This is a genomic window from Stenotrophomonas sp. GD04054 (genome assembly GCF_029836955.1).
Taxonomy (GTDB): domain Bacteria; phylum Pseudomonadota; class Gammaproteobacteria; order Xanthomonadales; family Xanthomonadaceae; genus Stenotrophomonas; species Stenotrophomonas maltophilia_A.
The window spans coordinates 1-18,202 of record NZ_JAOECR010000071.1 but is presented as its reverse complement, the minus strand read 5'-3'; the positions used below and the strand labels follow the sequence as shown (position 1 = coordinate 18,202).

Here is an 18,202-nt window from a genome sequence, read left to right as displayed (position 1 = left end):
CCTCGGCCGCTCCGTTATCATCCCCGCATGACGTCTGCTACCCATCCGCGCCCGATCCGGCCGTTGCCGGAGATCCTCATCAACCAGATCGCCGCTGGCGAAGTGGTCGAACGTCCCGCGTCGGTGGTCAAGGAGCTGGTCGAGAACGCGATCGATGCCGGCGCCAGCCGCGTTGATATCGATCTTGAGGAGGGCGGTGTCCGCCTGATCCGCATCCGCGACAACGGCAGTGGCATCGCGCCGGAACAGCTGCCGCTGGCGGTATCGCGCCACGCCACCAGCAAGATCGCCGATCTGGACGATCTTGAATCGGTGGCCACGCTAGGTTTCCGGGGTGAAGCGCTGCCATCGATCGCCTCGGTCAGCCGCTTCACCCTGTCCTCGCGTCGTGCACATGACGAACACGGTTCGGCGCTGCAGATCGAAGGCGGCAAGATCGGCGAAGTTACGCCGCGCGCGCATGCGCCGGGCACCACGGTGGAAGTGCGCGAGCTGTTCTACAACGTACCGGCGCGGCGCAAGTTCCTGCGCGCCGAGCGCACCGAGCTGGGCCATATCGAAGAATGGCTGCGTTCGCTGGCGCTGGCGCGGCCGGATGTCGAACTGCGCGTCTCGCACAACGGCAAGGCCTCGCGTCGCTACAAGCCGGGCGATCTGTATTCCGATGCGCGATTGGCCGAAACGCTGGGCGAGGATTTCGCCAACCAGGCCGTTCGCGTCGACCACAGCGGTGCCGGCCTGCGCCTGCACGGCTGGATCGCGCAGCCGCATTATTCGCGCGCCAGCGCCGACCAGCAGTACCTGTACGTCAACGGCCGCTCGGTGCGCGACCGCAGCGTCGCCCATGCGGTGAAGATGGCCTATGGCGACGTGCTGTATCACGGCCGCCAACCGGCCTACGTGCTGTTCCTGGAGCTTGACCCGACCCGCGTCGACGTCAACGTGCACCCGGCCAAGCACGAGGTGCGCTTCCGCGACTCGCGGCTGGTGCATGATTTTGTCTACCGCACGCTGAAGGATGCGCTGGCCGATACCCGCGCCGGCATGTCGGTGCAGGACATCGGCGCCGGCTCCGCGCATCCGGTGGATGCAGGCGCGGCACCGATGGTCTCCAGTGCGGGTGCCTCCGGTTTCGGTCTGGTACGCGGTGCCGCACCGGGTGCCGGTTCGAGTGGTGGCGGTGGTGGATTCTCGGGTTGGCGCCCGCAGCAACCGCTGGGATTGCAGGTGGCCGATGCACCGGCGGCCTATGCCGCGCTGTATGCCGCACCGGCCGGCGCCGAACGCGGTGCTGCGCTGCCGCCGATGCCGACCGAGAACGGGCTGCCGGTCACCAGTGCCGACGCTGGCGTGCCACCGCTGGGCTACGCGATCGCGCAGCTGCATGGCATCTACATCCTGGCCGAGAACGCCGAAGGCCTGATCGTGGTCGACATGCACGCGGCACACGAACGCATCGGTTACGAGCGGCTGAAGAACGCGCACGATGGCATCGGCCTGCAGTCGCAACCGTTGCTGGTGCCGATCACGCTGGCGGTGGGCGAGCGCGAAGCCGACACCGCCGAGAATGAAAGTGAAACCCTGGCCGCACTGGGCTTCGAAGTGACCCGTGCCGGTCCCGGTGCGCTGCACGTGCGCAGTATTCCGGCGCTTCTGGCGCATGCCGAACCGGAAGGCCTGCTGCGCGACGTGCTGACCGACCTGCGCGAACACGGCCAGAGCCGGCGCGTGGCCAGTGCACGTGACGAACTGCTGTCGACCATGGCCTGCCATGGGGCGGTGCGCGCCAACCGGCGCCTGACCGTGCCGGAAATGAACGCGCTGCTGCGCGACATGGAAATCACCGAGCGGTCCGGCCAGTGCAACCACGGCCGACCGACCTGGGCCCGTTTTTCGCTGGCGGAGATCGACCGCTGGTTCCTGCGCGGACGTTGAGGGGAGCATCGATGCGTTATCGGGGAATGGGCGGCCTGCTGGCCGCTTTGGTGTTGGCCGCCTGCAGCCCGGCAACGCCGCCGGCACCGGCCTCGGCCGCGGAGGATCCGTCCTATGCCGCCGAGCAGCAGCAGTGGCGGGTGGCACGCTATCAGGACCTGACCCGGCCCGATGGCTGGACCGCGCTGGTCGGCCTGCACTGGCTGCAGAACAAATCCCACTTCGTCGGCAGCGGCGCGACCAATGGCATCCGCCTGGCGGTTGGGCCGGACAAGCTGGGCCTGCTGCGCCGTGAAGGCAGCCAATGGTGGTTTACGCCCGAAGCCGGTGTGGATGTCAGCCATGATGGCCAGCCGGTGCGCGGCCGCATCCGCATCGACACCGACAAGGATCCGCAGCCGACGCTGCTGGCTTTCGATGGCGGCAAAGGCCAGCTCAGCATCATCCGCCGCGGTCCGCGCGATGCGCTGCGGGTCAAGCACGCCGATGCGCCGGCACGTCGCGATTTCGGTGGGCTGGAGTACTGGCCGGGCGGCCCGGACTGGCAGGTGCAGGCGCGCTTCATCGCGCACCCGCCGGGCAAGACCCTGCCCATCGTCGACATCACCGGCCTGACCACCGAAATGCCCAATGCCGGCGCGGTCGAGTTCCAGCGCGATGGCCGCAGCTGGCGGCTGGAGGCGATCGGTGCGCCGGGGCAGCCGCTGTTCCTGATCTTTGCCGATCGCACCAGTGGCCGTGGCAGCTATCCGGCCGGTCGCTATCTGGATACCGATGCCCCCGCTGCCGATGGCACCGTGCGCATCGATTTCAACCATGCCTACAACCCACCGTGTGCGTTCACCGCTTACGCGACCTGCCCGTTGGCGCCACCGGAAAACCGGTTGGACCTGCGTGTGGAAGCGGGCGAGAAGGCGTACCACCTGCCTGAAGGAGAAGGCTGATATGCCGATCAGATCCCTGTTGCGTGCCACCGTTCTGTTGGCGGCCTGTGCGCTGGCACCGCTGGTTGCAGCGCGTACCGTGCAAGCCGATACCACTGGCGCAGCGGCGGCCAAGCCGCCGGTGCCGTTGCTGTGGAAAGTGACCGGTCCGGGCGATTCGCGCCTCTACCTGCTCGGTTCCTTCCACCTGCTGAAGCCGCAGGACTACCCGTTGTCGCCCGATGTCGAACAGGCGTTCGAGGCTTCGCAGCGGGTCGTGTTCGAACTGTCGCCGGAAGACATGCAGTCGCCACAGTTGGCCAGCCGCATGGTGCAGGCGGCGGTGCGCACCGATGGCAGCGAGCTCAAGCGCGATCTGGATGCTGCGACCTGGCAGAAGCTGCAGGTGTTCGCCACCGAAAACAAGCTGCCGCTGGCGCAGATGCAGGGGATGAAGCCGTGGTTTGTCGGCCTGAGCATTTCGGTCGGGCAGATGCAGAAGCTGGGCCTGGACCCGGCACTGGGCCTGGACCGTCACTTCATGGAGCGTGCGCAGAAGACCGGGCGCAAGACTGCGGGACTGGAAGACATCGACACCCAGATCGGCATGCTCGACGGAATGACGCTGCAGGAACAGCGGCAGATGCTGGCCGAAGCGCTGGACCAGGCCGGCAAGGCCGACGAGCAGGCACGCCAGCTGCACGACGCCTGGCGCCGCGGTGACGAGCGCGTGCTGTGGACCCGGATGGCGGCGGAAATGCGCCAGCAGTATCCGCAGCTGTATCAGCGCATCAATACCGGCCGCAATGACGCCTGGGTGCCGAAGCTGCTGCCGTACCTGCAGGCAGGGCAGGGCGGTACGCTGGTGGTGGTGGGCACGCTGCACCTGCTGGGCAACGACGGCGTGGTCGAGAAGCTGAAGGCGAAGGGTTACAAGGTCGAGCGCGTATGCACGGGGTGCAAGGCGAAACGCTGACGTATCGTTGGCGCGATGCCAAACAAAACGGCGCGCCAGGGGCGCGCCGTTTTCGTATCAGCCGATGCTGCAGCTCAGCGGCGGGTCTTGCCGCCGGTGCCGGTGCCCGGTTCGTTCGGCTTGTTGCCGGTACCTGCGCCGGTTCCGGTTCCGGTTCCGGTGCCGCCCGGACGCGGGCCACCGAAGCCGGTGCCCATGTTGCGCTGGAATTCCTGCCACAGCTCCAGGTTGCGCTCGGTCAGCTGGTTCATCATCGCCCACGGGGTCTGCCCCAGCAGGTTGCCCATCTGCTGGCGGAACTGCTGCTGCTGGTCGAGGAAGACCTGCATGCTGCGCTCCAGGTAGTTGCCCATGAAGCCCTGCAGGGAATCGCCGTAGAAGCGGATCAGCTGGCTCAGCAGCTGGGTGGACAGCATCGGTTCGCCGTCCTGTTCCTGGTCGGCGATGATCTGCAGCAGGACCGATCGCGTGAGGTCGTCGCCGCTCTTGGCGTCGCGGACTTCGAAGTCTTCACCGTCCAGGATCAGCTGGCGCACGTCCTCGATGGTGATGTAGCTGGAGATCTCGGTGTCGTAGAGACGGCGGTTCGGATACTTCTTGATGATGCGGGTCGCAGCCATGAAGCGGTACTCGTCACAGTAGACGCGCAGCATGGCGCAGTGCAGCAGCCGTTGCAACCGCCTCAGCCCCCGCCAGGCTTGGCTTTCGGCGGCGATCATGTTGCGCAACAAGGGTTTGCGTGCTGCGCAGCATGACTCTTGGCAGGGGCCGGCGGCGTTCGCCGCGATGGCCCGCTGCGCGGCTTACCAACCCATATGGTGGCCGCCGTTGATGTCCAGGTTGCTACCGGTGATCCACGAGGCTTCATCGGCGACCAGGAACGAGACGCCGTAGGCGATTTCCTCCGGCTTGCCCAGGCGTCCGGTGGGGATGTCGGCGATGATCTTGGCACGCACCTCCTCCGGCACCGCCATCACCATGTCGGTAGCGACGTAGCCGGGCGAAATGGTGTTGACGGTGATGCCGAAGCCGGCGTTCTCGCGGGCCAGCGAGATGGTGAAGCCGTGCATGCCGGCCTTGGCCGCCGCGTAGTTGGCCTGACCGTACTGGCCCTTCAGGCCGTTGATCGAGCTGATCTGGATGACCCGGCCCCAGCCGCGGCGGCGCATGCCCTCGATGACCGGACGGGTGACGTTGAACACCGAATTGAGATTGGTGTTGATCACATCGTGCCACTGGTCCGCGCGCATGCGGTGGAAGGTGGTGTCGCGGGTGATGCCGGCGTTGTTGACCAGGATCTCGACCGGACCCAGTTCGGCCTCGACCGCGCGCACCAGCGCTTCGGCGCTGCCTGGATCGGAGACATCGCCCGGGAAGATCGACACGCTGTAGCCGCGTTCGGTCATTGCCTGCTGCCAGGCGCGGGCCTTGGCCTCGTCGCGGTAGTTGGTGGCGACCCGGTGGCCCTGGTCGGCCAGGCGTTGGCAGATGGCGGTGCCGATGCCGCCGGTTCCGCCGGTGACCAGTGCGACGCGAGATGTCATGGAGTGTTGTCCGGGTGTCGGGTGGGGGAAGGGGGATTCTGCAACATCGGCGCGGAAAGTGCGCCGGCTGGCAACAGGATGTCGGTCCGCGGCAGTCGTGCCGGGTCGAAGGCCTGCCGAGCGGTGGCCAGCAGCGTATCCAGGTCGTGCGCAGGTTCCAGCGCCCCAGGTGCCTGGCCGAGCAGCTTCCAGAGCTGGCGCAGCACGGGCAGCGGGTGCGAACTGTCCACCGGCAGCGCCGCCAGCGACTTGGACAGTTTGTGGCCCGGCGCATCCAGCAGCAGCGGCAGGTGCCAGTAGCGCGGCACCGCCAGCCCCAATGCCTGCTGCAGCAGGATCTGCCGCGCGGTGGAGTCGAGCAGGTCGGCGCCGCGCACCACTTCGGTCACTCCTTGTGCGGCGTCATCGACCACCACGGCCAACTGGTAGGCCCAGCAGCCATCGGCGCGGCGCAGCACGAAGTCGCCGACTTCGGCGTGCACGTCCTGCTGCTGCGGGCCGCGCAGGCCATCGTCGAAGTGCACGATGCTGCCCGGTGGCACGCGGAAGCGGACGGCAGGGTCCGGTCGAGGTTGCCGGGCGACGCAACGATGGTGGATGCCGCCGTTGGCGGCCAGGTCGCTGCGGCTGCAGTGGCAGACAAAGGCCTGGTCGCTGGCCAGCAGCACGTCCAGCGCGGCCTGGTAGGCCTCGCCGCGGGTGCTCTGCCAGAGGATCGGGCCATCGTGGACCAGGCCGAACGCTGCCAGCGCCTGCAGCTGTGACTCGGCGGCGCCGGGCACGGTGCGTGGTGGATCGACGTCTTCGATGCGCAGCCGCCACAAGCCGCCGTTATGTCGCGCGAGCAGCCAGCTGCCGAAGGCGGCGAGCAGGGATCCGGGATGGAGCAGGCCGGTCGGCGAGGGCGCGAAACGACCGCAGGGAATGGGGGAGGTCATGCTGGCTGAATCGTCGGTCAGGTTGGCGCTTGAATTCAAGCTGACCACACCGCAAATTGACCGGTATCGACCCCTTCCGAGCCGGATTTTCCCATGTTTACCCGCATTGCCCTGTTCCTGGCGACCAACTTCGCGGTCCTGATTCTCGCCAGCATCGTGATGTCGTTGCTCGGGGTCAATCCAAGCCAGATGAGCGGCCTGCTGGTCATGGCCGCGATCTTCGGCTTCGGTGGCTCCTTCATCTCGCTGCTGCTCTCCAAGTGGATGGCCAAGCGCTCCACCGGTGCGGTGGTGATCACCGAGCCGCGCAACCAGACCGAGCGCTGGCTGCTGGCCACCGTCGAGCGCCAGGCCAAGGCGGCCGGTATCGGCATGCCCGAAGTAGCGGTGTACGAAGGCCCGGAGATCAACGCCTTCGCCACTGGCGCCAACCGCAACAACGCGCTGGTGGCGGTGTCCACCGGCCTGCTGCACAACATGAGCGAAGACGAGGCCGAAGCGGTGCTGGGCCACGAGATCGCCCACGTCGCCAACGGTGACATGATCACCATGGCGCTGCTGCAGGGCGTGCTGAACACCTTCGTGATCGTGCTGGCCCGCGTGGTCGGCGGCATCATCGACAGCGCGCTGTCCGGCAACCGCGAAGGCGGCGGCCGCGGCTTCGCCTATTACATCATCGTGTTCGTGCTGGAGATGGTGTTCGGCCTGTTCGCCACGATGATCTCGATGTGGTTCTCGCGCCACCGCGAGTTCCGCGCCGACGCCGGCGGTGCCTCGCTGGCCGGCCGCCAGAAGATGATCGCCGCGCTGGAGCGCCTGCAGCTCAACCACGGCCAGAGCACGCTGCCGACCCAGATTGCCGCCTTCGGTATTGCTGGTTCGACGGCGAAGAAGCTGTTCATGAGCCATCCGCCGCTGGAAGAGCGCATCGCCGCGCTGCGGGCGTCGACGGTGGCGTGAGCTTTCGCTCGTAAAGCAGTGCAGGAACGCCTGGCCTCGCGCCGGGCGTTTTTGTTTTGCGCGCGCACGCATTGGTGGCGCCAGGCGATGCCTAGGGTCATTTCCGCGACCGCGGAGGGGTGTCACTTTCTTTGCGCGCAAAGAAAGTAACCAAAGAAACGCTCCGCCAGCCGCGAGCCGTCGCTACGCGCCGGTACCCTGCGCTTCTCGGTGAATCAGGGGACGGCGCCGAACTCGCTGCGCTCAGACACCGGCGCCTCTTCGCCCCTGATTCCCCTGCGATGCTCGGCTCGCTCAAGGCGGACTGGAAGGTCAAGATCAAGGGCAACAGCATGCACGCGTGGCAGGGATCAACCGGGTGCCGCTGTGGCATTTGACCTTGGGTCCGCCTTGAGCGAGCCGAGCACCGCAGGTCCGGCGAGGGCGAAGAGGTGCGGGTGTCTGAGCGCAGCGAGTTCCCGCACCGTCCCTCGACGGGCCGAGGAGCGCAGGGTACCGATGCGCAGCATCGGCTCGCGCCCCGGCGGCGTGTTTCTTTGGTTACTTTCTTTGCACGAGCAAAGAAAGTGACACCCCTCCGCGGTCGCGGAAATGACTCTCCGTGCGCACAAACGAAAACGGCACCCTCGCAGGCGCCGTCTCCATGAACCGCATTACGCGAAACCTCAGAACTTCGCGTCGAACTCCGCCGCGTAGCCAGTGTTCACCAGCACCTTCTGCAGCGACTCGGCCACCTTCAGGTTGCCGGCCACGATCTGGTGGGTCTCCGGACCGCGGTTGTCCATGCGGCCCAGGGTGGCGCCCTTGAAGTCGCAGACCTTGCCGCCCGCTTCGCGGACCAGCAGCAGGCCGGCAGCGATGTCCCATGCCTTCACGCCGGCTTCGAAGTAGGCGTCGGCGCGGCCGCAGGCCACGTAGGCCAGGTCCAGTGCAGCCGAGCCGGTGCGGCGGATGTCTTCGCCGTGCACCAGCAGGGCGTCGACCGCCTTCAGCTGGGCGCTGGCGCGGTTGCGCTCACGCGGCGCGAAGCCGGTGTGGATCATGGTGCCTTCCAGATCCTTGCGTTCGGCCACGCGGATGCGGCGGTCGTTCAGCACGGCGCCGGCGCCACGGCTGGCGGTGAACAGTTCATTGCGCAGCGGGTCGAAGATGACCGCATCGGTCGGCTCGCCGTTCTCGACCAGGGCGATCGACACGCAGTAGTGCGGCACGCCGCGCAGGTAGTTGCTGGTGCCGTCCAGCGGGTCGATGACCCACATGTGGCGACGCTCGCCCTGCACGCCGCCTTCCTCGCCGAATACACCGTATTCGGGGTAGGCGCGCTTGAGTTCCTTGACGATGACCTTTTCCGCGTCCGCATCCACTTCGCTGGCGTAGTCCATCCGGCCCTTCTGCACCACGTTCAGTGCCTCGAGCTTGTTGATGTTGCGCAACAGGACGTTGCCGGCGAGGCGGGCGGCCTTGACCATGACGGTTACGGCGGGTTTCTGCATGGCGTGGGCTCCCGGAAAGGCAGAAGAGATGGACTGGCGGGGGAAAAGAGCGGGTCCGGCGCAGTGGCCGGCCGCACAGTTTACCATTGGTCATCGTCCAGCTCGACCTTTTCCCTGTTCATGTCCCAGTTTCCTGCCGCCACCCGCCTCCGATTCGTCCTGGTCGGTACCCAGCACCCCGGCAACATGGGCGCCGCCGCCCGCGCCCTGAAGACCATGGGCCTGGCCCGCCTGGTGCTGGTTGCCCCCGAAAAGCCACTGGACGAGGAGGCCTTCCGCCGCTCGGCCGGTGCCGAAGACGTGCTGGGGGATGCCCCGGTGGTGGCCACCCTGGCCGAGGCGGTGGCCGATTGCCGCCTGGTGCTGGGCTGCACCGCCCGCGCACGCCGCGTCCAGCTGGAGGAGTACCTGCCGGCCGATGCCGCTGCCCGCGCGGTGGCCAAGGCCGGCGAGGGCGCCGAGGTGGCGCTGGTGTTCGGCCGTGAGCGCACCGGCCTGACCAACGAGGAACTGCAGCTCTGCCATGCAGCGGTGCACATCCCGTCCGACCCGGAGTTCAGCTCGCTCAACCTGGCTGCCGCCGTGCAGGTGCTGGCCTATGAAACGCGCATGCAGCTGCTGGGCGCGCAGCCGGCCACCGATGCCGAGCCCGGCTTCCGCGAACAGGCGGCCAGCCACGAGCAGATGGAGAGCTTCTTCGCCCAGCTTGGCGACACGCTGGACGAGATCGATTTCCACAAGGGCCGCGCCCCGGAATCGGCGATGCGCAAGCTGCGCCGCCTGTTCCTGCGCAGTGAGCCGAGCGAGCAGGAAGTGCGCCTGCTGCGCGGCATCCTCGCCGACACCCAGCGCATGGCGCGACTGGCCCAGGCAGGCGGCAAGGACAGCTGACGACGTTCTCATTTTTTCGGGTAGTCTGTCCGGATACCCAGGGGGGATGAAGCCTGTGTCGGGTCTGCGAAAGGCAATGCAGGGGGGACTGCTGAGCCTGGCCATGGTCCTGCTGGCCGGGACGGTGCGTGCAGCACCGGACCCGGTGCTGGTGCTGGGCCGGATCAGCGATGATCCCAAGGCCCATTACGAGCAGCTGCAACCATTGCTGGACTACGTGGTGGCGCGCATGCACGACGTTGGCATCAAGGAGGGGAGGATCCTGATGGCACGCGACCCGCAGCAGATGGCCAGCTATCTGCGGCGGGGCAGGGTCGACTGGGTCACGGAAACCTCCGGTACGGCGGTGGCGCTGGGCCAGCGCAGTGGCGCCCGTCCACTGCTGCTGACCGAGCGCAACGGCGTGCGTGATTACCAGACGGTGTTCTTCGTGCGCCGCGACAGCCCGATCCAGCGCGTGCAGGATCTGCGGGGCCATCGCCTGGCCCTGCAGAACACGGCGTCCACCAGTGCCTATCTGGTGCCGGTGATGACGTTGCTGCAGGAGGGCCTGTCGCCCCAGATCCTGGCCGGTGCATGGGACATGCCGGGCCGGGACAGTGTGGGTTACGTGTTTGCACGCAGCGAGCTGAACATCGCGACGTTCGTGCACAAGGGGGTGGTTGACGTGGGGGCGGTGAGCAGCGTGGACTGGAACGACGAGCGGCGGATGCCGGCAGCGTTCCGGCGCGACTTCCGCGAGCTGCTGCGCACCGAGCCCTACCCGCGTGCGGTGGAGATGGTCCGCGCCGACCTTGATCCACGCGTGCGCGATCGCCTGCAGGAAGTACTGCTGCAGGCAGCCAGCGACCCGCAGGCACAGGGGGCGCTGCATCGGTTTTTTGGCACTTCCGGGTTCCACCGCGTCGATGCGCATGCGCAGCAGCGGTTGGATGAATTGAGACAAGGATTGACGCGCGTGCGGATGGAAGTGGAATGAAGTGGCTTGGCTCGGGGATGCAGGCCCGGTTCCTGCTCGCGATGGGCGGGGCGATGGTCGTGGTGATCGCGATCCTTGCGGTGTTGTTGGGGCGGCAGGCCGCAATGCAGGGCGAGGTGCGCAACCTCAGCGGCGGCGTCATCCATGAATTGTTCGACCGCAGCGTGCGCAGTCGCGGCGAGGCGATGGCGCGTGAGCTGTCCGACGCCTTGGCCAACCCGTTGTACTACCGTGACCTGGACCAGGTGGGCGTACTGGTGCGCAGTACCGCGCGCCAGCCCGTGGTGCGCTATGTACTGGTGTTCGATGAACGCGGCCGACTGGTACACGATGGCTCGGTCGAGGTGTCCGGATTCGGTCAGCCGATGGCCGATCCACTGGCACCCAAGGCCGCGGCCGCGCAGATGCTGGTCGTGCAGGAATCGCCGAAGGTGCTCGACAACACCATGCCGATCATGATCGGCAACCAGCGCATTGGCGGCGTCCGGGTCGGCATGGCGCTGGATGAGGTGCAGCAGCGCGAGCAGGCGGCCAACGCCACCCTGGGCGAGCGCCTGCAGCAGGTTGGCAGCCGTCACCTGGGCTGGCTGCTGCTGATGCTGGGCCTGCTGGTGGTGATCGGCGTGGTGGTGATCCTGTACGTGCAGCGCACCCTGGTTGCGCCGATCCGGGATCTGGCTGCCGCGGCGCGCCGCATCGAGGCCGGCGACTACCAAGCGCCGCTGGCCGAGAATACCCGCGACGATGAGGTCGGCGAGCTGGTGCGCGGCTTTGCCCGGATGCGCGATTCCATCGCCCGCCATGACCGTGAGGTACGGCGCATGGCGTATACCGATGCGCTGACCGGGTTGACCAACCGGCTGGCGTTCCGGGAAGCACTGGACCATCGCCTGATGGCGGCGCGCGCATCCAATCATCGGCTGGGCCTGCTGTTCGCTGATATCGACGATTTCAAGCGCGTCAACGACACCCTCGGCCATGAGGCCGGTGACGAGGCACTGTTGCAGTTCGCGCAGCGCATCGGGCGCGCGGTGACCGAGGCGGGCGGCGATGAGGCGCTGCTGGCCCGCTTCGGCGGCGACGAGTTCGTGATCCTGGTCGGTGATGGCGACGTGGCCGCCAACGCGCGGCTGCTGGCCGAGGTGCTGGTGCGCGAGCTGGGCAAGCCGCTGGTGGTGCAGGGCAGGGAACTGTTCCTGGGCACCTCGATCGGCGTGACCCTGTTCCCCGACGATGCTGCCGATGCGACCACGCTGCTGAAGAACGGCGACATCGCCATGTACCAGGCGAAGATGGCCGGCAAGAACTGCTATCGCTATTACAGCCGGGCGATGGACCATGCGGTCGAGCGTCGCGTGCATATGGAACAGGAGCTGCGCGGCGCCTGGGAGCGCGGTGAGCTGCGCCTGGCCTACCAGCCGATCTTCCGCATGCGCGACCGCCGCATGGTCGGCGTTGAAGTACTGCTGCGCTGGCAGCATCCGACCCTGGGCACGATCCCGCCCTCGGTGTTCATCGAGGTGGCCGAGCAGAGTGGCCTGATCGAGATCATCGGCCCGAAGGTGCTGCGTGCGGCCTGCATGGAGGCCTCGCAGTGGCCGCGCGGGGCAGCGGGCGATGATCTGTTCGTGTCGGTCAACGTGTCACCGCGGCAGCTGCGTGGCGGCGAACTGCCGGCACTGGTCGCGCAGTGCCTGCATGAGTCCGGGCTGCCGGCGTCGCGCCTGCACCTGGAGCTGACCGAAACCGCCGTGATCGGCGACGAGATGGTTGCCGCGCAGCTGCTGGACAAGCTGCACCGCACCGGCGTGAAGGTCTGGCTGGACGATTTCGGTACCGGCTTCTCCGGGCTCAGTCATCTGCGCCAGGTGCCCGTGGACGGCGTGAAGATCGACAAGAGCTTTGTTGCGGACATGCAGCGTGATCCCGACGACCTGGCCCTGACCACGGCGATCATCGCAATGGCCCACGCGCTGGGCATCACGGTGGTGGCCGAAGGCATCGAACAGCAGGCGCAGTTCGAGCTGCTGGCGCAGCGCGGTTGCGATCTGGGCCAGGGCTATTGGCTGAGCCATCCGGTGACCGCCACTGAAGTGGTACGGATGATCGAGTCGGGTCTGTAGCCGGCCAAAAAAAGGGGACGGAGGGAATTAAGTCGCTTGTGCATTTGCGACTTAATTCCCTCCGTCCCCTTTTTTGTTACACCGGGCGCTTGCTCGGGTCGCCGGGCAGTTCGCGCACCAGCTTCGGGATCAGATAGCCGGACAGGCGCGCGGTCAGGCCGGCAATCAGCGCCTTGGCCTGGCTGTCGTCCACTTCGAAGTGGGCCACGCCCTCGACCCGGTCCAGCTGGTGCAGGTAGTAGGGCAGCACGCCGGCGGCGAAGCTGCGCTCGCTCAGGTCCTGCAGGGCCTGCACGCTGTCGTTGACCCCGCGCAGCAATACCGCCTGGTTCAGCAGCTGGGCGCCGATGCCGCGCAGGCGGGCCATCGCCGCGTCCACGCTGGCATCGAATTCATTGGCATGGTTGGCGTGGACCACGACCGCCAGCGGCCACGGCAGGCTGCCCAGCCAGGAGACCAGTTCATCGTCCACGCGCTCCGGCAGCACGATCGGCAGCCGGGTATGGATGCGCAGGCGGCGGAGATGCGGGATCACGCGCAGGGCGTCGGTCAGCTCCACCAGCTTGTGCGTGGCCAGTGACAGCGGGTCACCGCCGGACAGGATCACTTCGTCAATGTCCGGGTCAGCGGCGATGGCGGCTACGGCCTCCTGCCAGCCGCCCTTGGCGGCGTTTTCCGCGCCATAGTCGAAGTGGCGGCGGAAGCAGTAGCGGCAGTTGATCGCGCAGCTGCCGGTGGCGACCAGCAGGGCGCGACCGCGGTATTTCTGGATGACCCCGGTGGCCTTCTTGGCAGCGCCATCGCCCACCGCATCGAAGCTGAACCCGGGTGCCGGACGCATTTCCTCGTCGACCGGCAGCACCTGGCGCAGCAGCGGGTCGGCCGCATCGCCCACGCGCATGCGCGCCACGAAGCCCTCGGGCACGCGCAGCGCGAACTGGGCCATGGCCGCCTCCGAGACGCCCAGCGCGGCCGGGTCCAGCTGCAGCCGGGCCAGCAGGGCGTGCGGGTCACGCAGCGCCTGGCGCCAGAGCTGCTGCCAGCGCGCGGGCGTACCTGGCGACTGGGGCCGTGGGAAGGCGGAAAGCTGCATGGAGAGGGGGCCTGCGGTTATCATGGGGGCAGAAAAACAGTCGCCCACCGGCATCCGGTGGGCTTTCCATTCTAACGGCTCGCCGCACCCGCGGCGTTTTTGCCACTCAGGAGTTTACGCATGGCCAGCTACGGCATGAACGACGTCAAGAACGGGATGAAGATCCTGGTCAACAACCAACCGGCCGTCATCATCGACACCGAATACGTCAAGCCGGGCAAGGGCCAGGCCTTCACCCGCGTGAAGTACCGCCTGATCAAGGACGGCCGTACCCAGGAAGTCACCATGAAGTCGACCGACTCGCTGGATGCAGCCGACGTCGTCGATACCGACATGAACTTCATGTACAGCGACGGCGAGTACTGGCACTTCATGGACCCGGAATCCTTCGAGCAGGTCCAGGCCACCAAGGCTGGCATGGGCGGCGCCGAGAAGTGGCTGAAGGGCGAAGAGTCCTGCGTGGTCACCCTGTGGAACGGTGAGCCGATCTTCGTGCAGCCGCCGAACTTCGTTGAACTGAAGATTACCGAAACCGATCCGGGCGTCCGTGGCGACACCTCGGGCGGCGGCGGCAAGCCGGCCACCCTGGAAACCGGTGCGGTGGTCCGCGTGCCGCTGTTCGTGAACCAGGACGAAGTGATCCGCGTCGACACCCGTTCGGGCGAATACTCCGCACGCGTCAAGTAATCCGGCGTAGCCGGATTACGGTAGTGCCGGCCGCTGGCCGGGTACGCGCCATCGCATTCGCGCTGGCGCTCCCATGATCTGCTTCGGCAGATCATGGGCCCCGCTTCACGAGTCTCCAGACCCCGCCGCTTCGCGGCAGCCCCTGACTCAGGGGCGTGTCCCCCAGAAGTATCTCGCCACCCCCAGCCAGTGAGCTCGCATGAGCGATAGCCCGAACCTCCCCGAAGCCTGCGACCTGCTCATCGAAGCCGGTTATGTCGTTCCGATCGAGCCGCATGCGGTGGTGCTGGAAGACCATGCCGTTGCCGTGCGTGGCAGTGAAATCGTGGCCATCCTGCCGCGTGCCGAGGCGCGTGCGCGGTTCCGTGCCACCCAGGTGGTCAGTCGCCCCGAGGCTGCGCTGATGCCGGGCCTGGTCAACGCGCACACGCACAACCCGATGACGCTGCTGCGTGGCGTCGCCGACGACCTGCCGCTGATGACCTGGCTGCAGCAGCACATCTGGCCGGTGGAAGCGGCGGTGATCGGCCCCGAATTCGTTGCCGACGGCACCACCCTGGCCATCGCCGAGATGCTGCGCGGCGGTACCACCTGTGCCAACGAGAACTACTTCTTCGGCGACGTGCAGGCCGCGGTCTACAAGAAGCACGGTTTCCGCGCGCTGGTGGGCGCGGTCATCATCGATTTCCCCACCGCCTGGGCCAAGACCGACGACGAATACTTCGCCAAGGCCGGTGAACTGCACGACCAGTGGCGCACCGATCCGCTGATCGGCACCGCATTCGCGCCGCATGCGCCCTACACGGTCAACGATGCCAACTTCGAGCGGGTGCGGATGCTGTCCGACCAGCTCGACATGCAGGTGCACCTGCACACCCACGAGACCGCGCAGGAGATCAACGATTCGATCAAGCTGCACGGCCAGCGCCCGCTGGCGCGGCTGGATCGGCTCGGCCTGGTCAACGACCGCCTGATCGCGGTGCACATGACCCAGCTGACCGATGCGGAAATCCACCTGTGCGCCGAACGTGGCGTCAGCGTGGTGCACTGCCCGGAATCGAACCTGAAGCTGGCCTCCGGTTTCTGCCCGGCCTGCGCCCTGCAGCGCGCCGGCGTGAACCTGGCGATCGGCACCGATGGCTGCGCCAGCAACAACGACCTGGACATGTTCAGCGAGAACCGCACCGCGGCGATCCTGGCCAAGGCCGTGGCCGACGATGCCACCGCGCTCGACGCGGCGACCACGCTGCGCGCCTCCACCCTGGGTGGCGCCCGCGCACTGGGCTTCGGCGACCGCATCGGTTCCATCGAAGTCGGCAAGCAGGCCGACCTGGTCTGCGTCGACCTGTCCGCGCTGGAAACCCAGCCGCTGCACAACGTCCTGTCGCAGTTGGTGTACGCCACCGGCCGCCAGCAGGTCAGCGACGTCTGGATTGCCGGCAAGCCGAAGCTGGTGCAGCGCGAGCTGGTCGGCATGGACCTGCCGGGCATCATCGCCAACGCGCGCCAGTGGCGCGAGCGCATCCGTCATATCCGCGCCTGAACCCCGGCGCCGCAAGGACCCCTCATGACTGCCCCCCACGCTTCCTCCAATTTCGATCAGGCCGAGCTGGACAAGTTCGCCGCGCTGGCCAACCGCTGGTGGGACGCTGACGGCCCGCAGAAGCCGCTGCATGCGCTGAACCCGGTGCGCCTGCAGTACGTGGCCGATCGCGTGCCGCTGCGCGGTGCGCGCGTGCTCGACATCGGTTGTGGTGGCGGCCTGTTGAGTGAAGCGCTGGCCCAGGCCGGTGCTGACGTCACCGCCATCGACCTGGCCCCGGAACTGGTCAAGGTCGCGCGCCTGCATGCGCTGGAAAGCGGCGCCAAGGTCGATTACCGGGTGCAGGCTGCCGAAGATCTGGCCGCCGAGCAGCCGGGCAGCTTCGATGTGGTCACCTGCATGGAAATGCTCGAGCACGTGCCCGACCCGGGCGCGATCATCGAGGCCTGCAAGCGCCTGCTGAAGCCGGGCGGCCACCTGTTCCTGTCGACCATCAACCGCACCGCCGCCGCCTTCGCGGTGGCGATCGTCGGCGCCGAGTACGTGGCGCGGCTGCTGCCCAAGGGCACGCACCACTACCAGGAATTCATCAAGCCGGCCGAGCTGGCGCGCTGGCTGCGCGAGGCCGACATGCAGCTGGTGGATGTCAGCGGCATGGCCTACGAGCCGTGGCGCAACCAGGCCCGCCTGAGCAGCCGTACCGACATCAACTACCTGGCCTACGCGGTCAAGCCGGCATGACCGCGGCCCGCTTCCCGCGCGCGGTGCTGTTCGATCTGGACGGCACCCTGCTGGACAGCGCACCGGACTTCGTCGCCACCTGCGATGCGATGCTGGCCGAGCGTGGTCGCGCGCCGATCGATCCGGCCGCGCTGCGCCCGGTGGTGTCGAAGGGCTCGCGGGCGATGGTCTCGGCTGCGTTCCCGGAACTGGACGTTGCCGCACGTGACGCGCTCATCCCGGAATTCCTGCAGCGCTACGAAGCATTGATCGGCCAGCACGCAGTGCTGTTCGATGGCGTGGCCGGCATGCTCGCCGCGTTGGACGATGCCGGTACGGTGTGGGGCATTGTCACCAACAAGCCTGAATATCTGGCGCGCTTGATCCTGCCGCAGCACGGCTGGCAGCAGCGCTGTGCGGTACTGGTGGGTGGTGACAGCCTGGCCGAACGCAAGCCGCATCCGCTGCCGTTGCTGCACGCCGCGCAGGCCATCGGCATTGCCGCCGAAGACTGCGTGTACGTGGGTGACGACGAGCGCGACATCAACGCCGCACGTGCCGCCGCCATGCCGTCGGTGGCGGCGCTGTGGGGCTACCGCCTGCACAGCGACGATCCGCTGGCCTGGCAGGCCGACGTGCTGGTCGAGAACGCCGAACTTCTGCAACTGGCCAGCCTCTGGCCGACCCGGCCGGCAGCCCCGGCCCAGCCGTAAGGAATCACGTAGTGAGCAGTACCGCGCTGGACAGTTTCCTCGACAAGTGGCGCAGCCGTTGGCCGGAATGGTCGGTGGCCGCCCCGTTCGTGGCCGAATCGCAACGCGAGCTTGCGGTGGCGTGGTTCGCGCTGCTGCAGGAATTCGACGACATGCTCAACACCAGCGGCGACCCGTTGCCGGCCGACGCCAAGCTGGCGTGGTGGGGTGAGGAGCTGCGCAGCTGGGCCGCGCATCGTTCGCGCCACCCGCTGGGCCGCCTGCTGGAGCCGGTGCGTGCGCCGTGGGCGCAACTGGCCGAAGCGCTGCCCGATCTGGTTGAAGCGCGTACCGTCGCGCTGGATGCGGCCGGCGCCGAGCGCGCGCTGGCGAACTACGCAGAGGCCGTGGCCGCGGTGGAGGCAGCCCTGTTCGCGGACAAGCCGCGCACTGGCGCCGGTCGTGCGGTGCAGCTGCAGACCCTGGCCCAGCGCCTGCAGGATGCCGGCGTAGCCGGTGTGCCGCGCAGCCTGCTGGACGGTGATGCCAGCACGGCCGCACAGCGCTGGGCGCAGCATCTGTTGAAGGGCTGGGGCAGCCGCGTGCCCGGCCCGCGGCCGCGCCGCGTGTGGTCCAGCCTGGCGCGTGCACGCGTTGCCGCGCAGGCGGCAGGCAAGCCGATCGAAGCCACGCCGGTACGCACCC

The 18,202-nt window shown here is 67.5% G+C and carries 17 protein-coding genes; 12 read left to right on the top strand and 5 right to left on the bottom strand.

Going from position 1 to position 18,202, the window contains the following annotated elements:
• Nucleotides 1–27 precede the first annotated feature (27 nt).
• The 3 genes from mutL to N7573_RS20775 are packed head-to-tail and all read left to right on the top strand — an operon-like array spanning nucleotide 28 to nucleotide 3,834.
• Nucleotides 28–1,935: a DNA mismatch repair endonuclease MutL gene (mutL, locus tag N7573_RS20785; RefSeq protein ID WP_032130257.1), complete on the top strand. Its 1,908-nt coding sequence runs from the start codon at nucleotides 28–30 to the stop codon at nucleotides 1,933–1,935.
• Between the two features lie 11 nt (nucleotides 1,936–1,946).
• The gene (locus N7573_RS20780) at nucleotides 1,947–2,879 is read left to right on the top strand and encodes a DUF1684 domain-containing protein (protein WP_071229702.1); all 933 of its coding nucleotides are present in this window, start codon (nucleotides 1,947–1,949) and stop codon (nucleotides 2,877–2,879) included.
• A gap of 1 nt (nucleotide 2,880) precedes the next feature.
• Entirely contained in the window at nucleotides 2,881–3,834 is a 954-nt protein-coding gene (locus N7573_RS20775) for a TraB/GumN family protein (protein ID WP_107431260.1), read from the top strand.
• A 74-nt stretch (nucleotides 3,835–3,908) separates the two neighbouring features.
• On the opposite strand, the gene phaR is transcribed toward N7573_RS20775, so the two are convergent.
• From phaR to gluQRS, 3 genes are all read right to left on the bottom strand, one after another.
• Entirely contained in the window at nucleotides 3,909–4,454 is a 546-nt protein-coding gene (gene phaR, locus N7573_RS20770) for a polyhydroxyalkanoate synthesis repressor PhaR (RefSeq protein WP_279913071.1), read from the bottom strand.
• Nucleotides 4,455–4,637: 183 nt separating this feature from the next.
• On the bottom strand, nucleotides 4,638–5,378 hold the full coding sequence (gene phbB, locus N7573_RS20765) for an acetoacetyl-CoA reductase (protein WP_049437412.1): 741 nt from the start codon (nucleotides 5,376–5,378) through the stop codon (nucleotides 4,638–4,640).
• Nucleotides 5,375–6,316 carry a tRNA glutamyl-Q(34) synthetase GluQRS gene (gene gluQRS, locus N7573_RS20760; RefSeq protein WP_197613998.1) on the bottom strand — a complete coding sequence of 314 codons (942 nt, stop codon included), beginning with the start codon at nucleotides 6,314–6,316 and terminating at the stop codon, nucleotides 5,375–5,377. The genes phbB and gluQRS overlap by 4 nt, the downstream gene beginning before the upstream one ends.
• A 93-nt stretch (nucleotides 6,317–6,409) precedes the next feature.
• Between gluQRS and htpX the strand changes: the two genes are divergently transcribed.
• Nucleotides 6,410–7,276, top strand: coding sequence for a protease HtpX (gene htpX / locus N7573_RS20755; RefSeq protein ID WP_005410387.1), 867 nt, complete (start codon nucleotides 6,410–6,412; stop codon nucleotides 7,274–7,276).
• Nucleotides 7,277–7,941: 665 nt separating this feature from the next.
• Here the strand turns inward: htpX and N7573_RS20750 are convergent.
• Complete coding sequence (locus N7573_RS20750; RefSeq protein ID WP_049401244.1) at nucleotides 7,942–8,769, bottom strand: inositol monophosphatase family protein; 828 nt, start codon at nucleotides 8,767–8,769, stop codon at nucleotides 7,942–7,944.
• Nucleotides 8,770–8,889: 120 nt separating this feature from the next.
• Here N7573_RS20750 and N7573_RS20745 point away from each other — a divergent pair, with 120 nt between their 5' ends.
• The 3 genes from N7573_RS20745 (at nucleotide 8,890) to N7573_RS20735 (ending at nucleotide 12,762) form a co-directional block, all read left to right on the top strand.
• On the top strand, nucleotides 8,890–9,660 hold the full coding sequence (locus tag N7573_RS20745) for an RNA methyltransferase (RefSeq protein WP_049423915.1): 771 nt from the start codon (nucleotides 8,890–8,892) through the stop codon (nucleotides 9,658–9,660).
• A gap of 76 nt (nucleotides 9,661–9,736) precedes the next feature.
• Complete coding sequence (locus tag N7573_RS20740; protein WP_279943274.1) at nucleotides 9,737–10,639, top strand: phosphate/phosphite/phosphonate ABC transporter substrate-binding protein; 903 nt, start codon at nucleotides 9,737–9,739, stop codon at nucleotides 10,637–10,639.
• On the top strand, nucleotides 10,636–12,762 hold the full coding sequence (locus tag N7573_RS20735; protein ID WP_279913069.1) for an EAL domain-containing protein: 2,127 nt from the start codon (nucleotides 10,636–10,638) through the stop codon (nucleotides 12,760–12,762). Before N7573_RS20740 ends, N7573_RS20735 begins: the two co-directional genes overlap by 4 nt.
• A 76-nt stretch (nucleotides 12,763–12,838) precedes the next feature.
• Here the strand turns inward: N7573_RS20735 and epmB are convergent, their stop codons facing one another.
• A complete protein-coding gene (gene epmB / locus N7573_RS20730) occupies nucleotides 12,839–13,855 on the bottom strand; it encodes an EF-P beta-lysylation protein EpmB (protein WP_279913067.1) in 1,017 nt (338 codons plus the stop codon).
• 120 nt (nucleotides 13,856–13,975) lie between these two features.
• Between epmB and efp the strand changes: the two genes are divergently transcribed.
• From efp to N7573_RS20705, 5 genes are all read left to right on the top strand, one after another.
• On the top strand, nucleotides 13,976–14,542 hold the full coding sequence (efp, locus tag N7573_RS20725; protein ID WP_005410381.1) for an elongation factor P: 567 nt from the start codon (nucleotides 13,976–13,978) through the stop codon (nucleotides 14,540–14,542).
• 199 nt (nucleotides 14,543–14,741) lie between these two features.
• On the top strand, nucleotides 14,742–16,085 hold the full coding sequence (locus tag N7573_RS20720; protein WP_279913066.1) for a TRZ/ATZ family hydrolase: 1,344 nt from the start codon (nucleotides 14,742–14,744) through the stop codon (nucleotides 16,083–16,085).
• Nucleotides 16,086–16,109: 24 nt separating this feature from the next.
• Nucleotides 16,110–16,826, top strand: a complete 717-nt coding sequence (ubiG, locus tag N7573_RS20715) for a bifunctional 2-polyprenyl-6-hydroxyphenol methylase/3-demethylubiquinol 3-O-methyltransferase UbiG (RefSeq protein WP_049401248.1) — start codon at nucleotides 16,110–16,112, stop codon at nucleotides 16,824–16,826.
• Entirely contained in the window at nucleotides 16,823–17,518 is a 696-nt protein-coding gene (locus N7573_RS20710) for a phosphoglycolate phosphatase (RefSeq protein WP_279913065.1), read from the top strand. Before ubiG ends, N7573_RS20710 begins: the two co-directional genes overlap by 4 nt.
• 11 nt (nucleotides 17,519–17,529) lie before the next feature.
• On the top strand, nucleotides 17,530–18,202 hold a 673-nt coding region (locus N7573_RS20705; RefSeq protein WP_279943273.1), incomplete at its 3' end, for a squalene/phytoene synthase family protein.

What these genes read in the sequence shown, in the direction of transcription:
- epmB (WP_279913067.1), bottom strand. Translation starts at nt 13,855, where the DNA reads ATGCAGCTTTCCGCCTTCCCACGGCCCCAGTCGCCAGGTACGCCCGCG.
- N7573_RS20735 (WP_279913069.1), top strand. Translation starts at nt 10,636, where the DNA reads ATGAAGTGGCTTGGCTCGGGGATGCAGGCCCGGTTCCTGCTCGCGATG.
- phaR (WP_279913071.1), bottom strand. Translation starts at nt 4,454, where the DNA reads ATGGCTGCGACCCGCATCATCAAGAAGTATCCGAACCGCCGTCTCTAC.
- htpX (WP_005410387.1), top strand. Translation starts at nt 6,410, where the DNA reads ATGTTTACCCGCATTGCCCTGTTCCTGGCGACCAACTTCGCGGTCCTG.
- efp (WP_005410381.1), top strand. Translation starts at nt 13,976, where the DNA reads ATGGCCAGCTACGGCATGAACGACGTCAAGAACGGGATGAAGATCCTG.
- N7573_RS20750 (WP_049401244.1), bottom strand. Translation starts at nt 8,769, where the DNA reads ATGCAGAAACCCGCCGTAACCGTCATGGTCAAGGCCGCCCGCCTCGCC.
- gluQRS (WP_197613998.1), bottom strand. Translation starts at nt 6,316, where the DNA reads ATGACCTCCCCCATTCCCTGCGGTCGTTTCGCGCCCTCGCCGACCGGC.
- N7573_RS20740 (WP_279943274.1), top strand. Translation starts at nt 9,737, where the DNA reads ATGCAGGGGGGACTGCTGAGCCTGGCCATGGTCCTGCTGGCCGGGACG.
- mutL (WP_032130257.1), top strand. Translation starts at nt 28, where the DNA reads ATGACGTCTGCTACCCATCCGCGCCCGATCCGGCCGTTGCCGGAGATC.
- N7573_RS20780 (WP_071229702.1), top strand. Translation starts at nt 1,947, where the DNA reads ATGCGTTATCGGGGAATGGGCGGCCTGCTGGCCGCTTTGGTGTTGGCC.
- N7573_RS20745 (WP_049423915.1), top strand. Translation starts at nt 8,890, where the DNA reads ATGTCCCAGTTTCCTGCCGCCACCCGCCTCCGATTCGTCCTGGTCGGT.
- N7573_RS20720 (WP_279913066.1), top strand. Translation starts at nt 14,742, where the DNA reads ATGAGCGATAGCCCGAACCTCCCCGAAGCCTGCGACCTGCTCATCGAA.
- N7573_RS20710 (WP_279913065.1), top strand. Translation starts at nt 16,823, where the DNA reads ATGACCGCGGCCCGCTTCCCGCGCGCGGTGCTGTTCGATCTGGACGGC.
- phbB (WP_049437412.1), bottom strand. Translation starts at nt 5,378, where the DNA reads ATGACATCTCGCGTCGCACTGGTCACCGGCGGAACCGGCGGCATCGGC.
- ubiG (WP_049401248.1), top strand. Translation starts at nt 16,110, where the DNA reads ATGACTGCCCCCCACGCTTCCTCCAATTTCGATCAGGCCGAGCTGGAC.
- N7573_RS20775 (WP_107431260.1), top strand. Translation starts at nt 2,881, where the DNA reads ATGCCGATCAGATCCCTGTTGCGTGCCACCGTTCTGTTGGCGGCCTGT.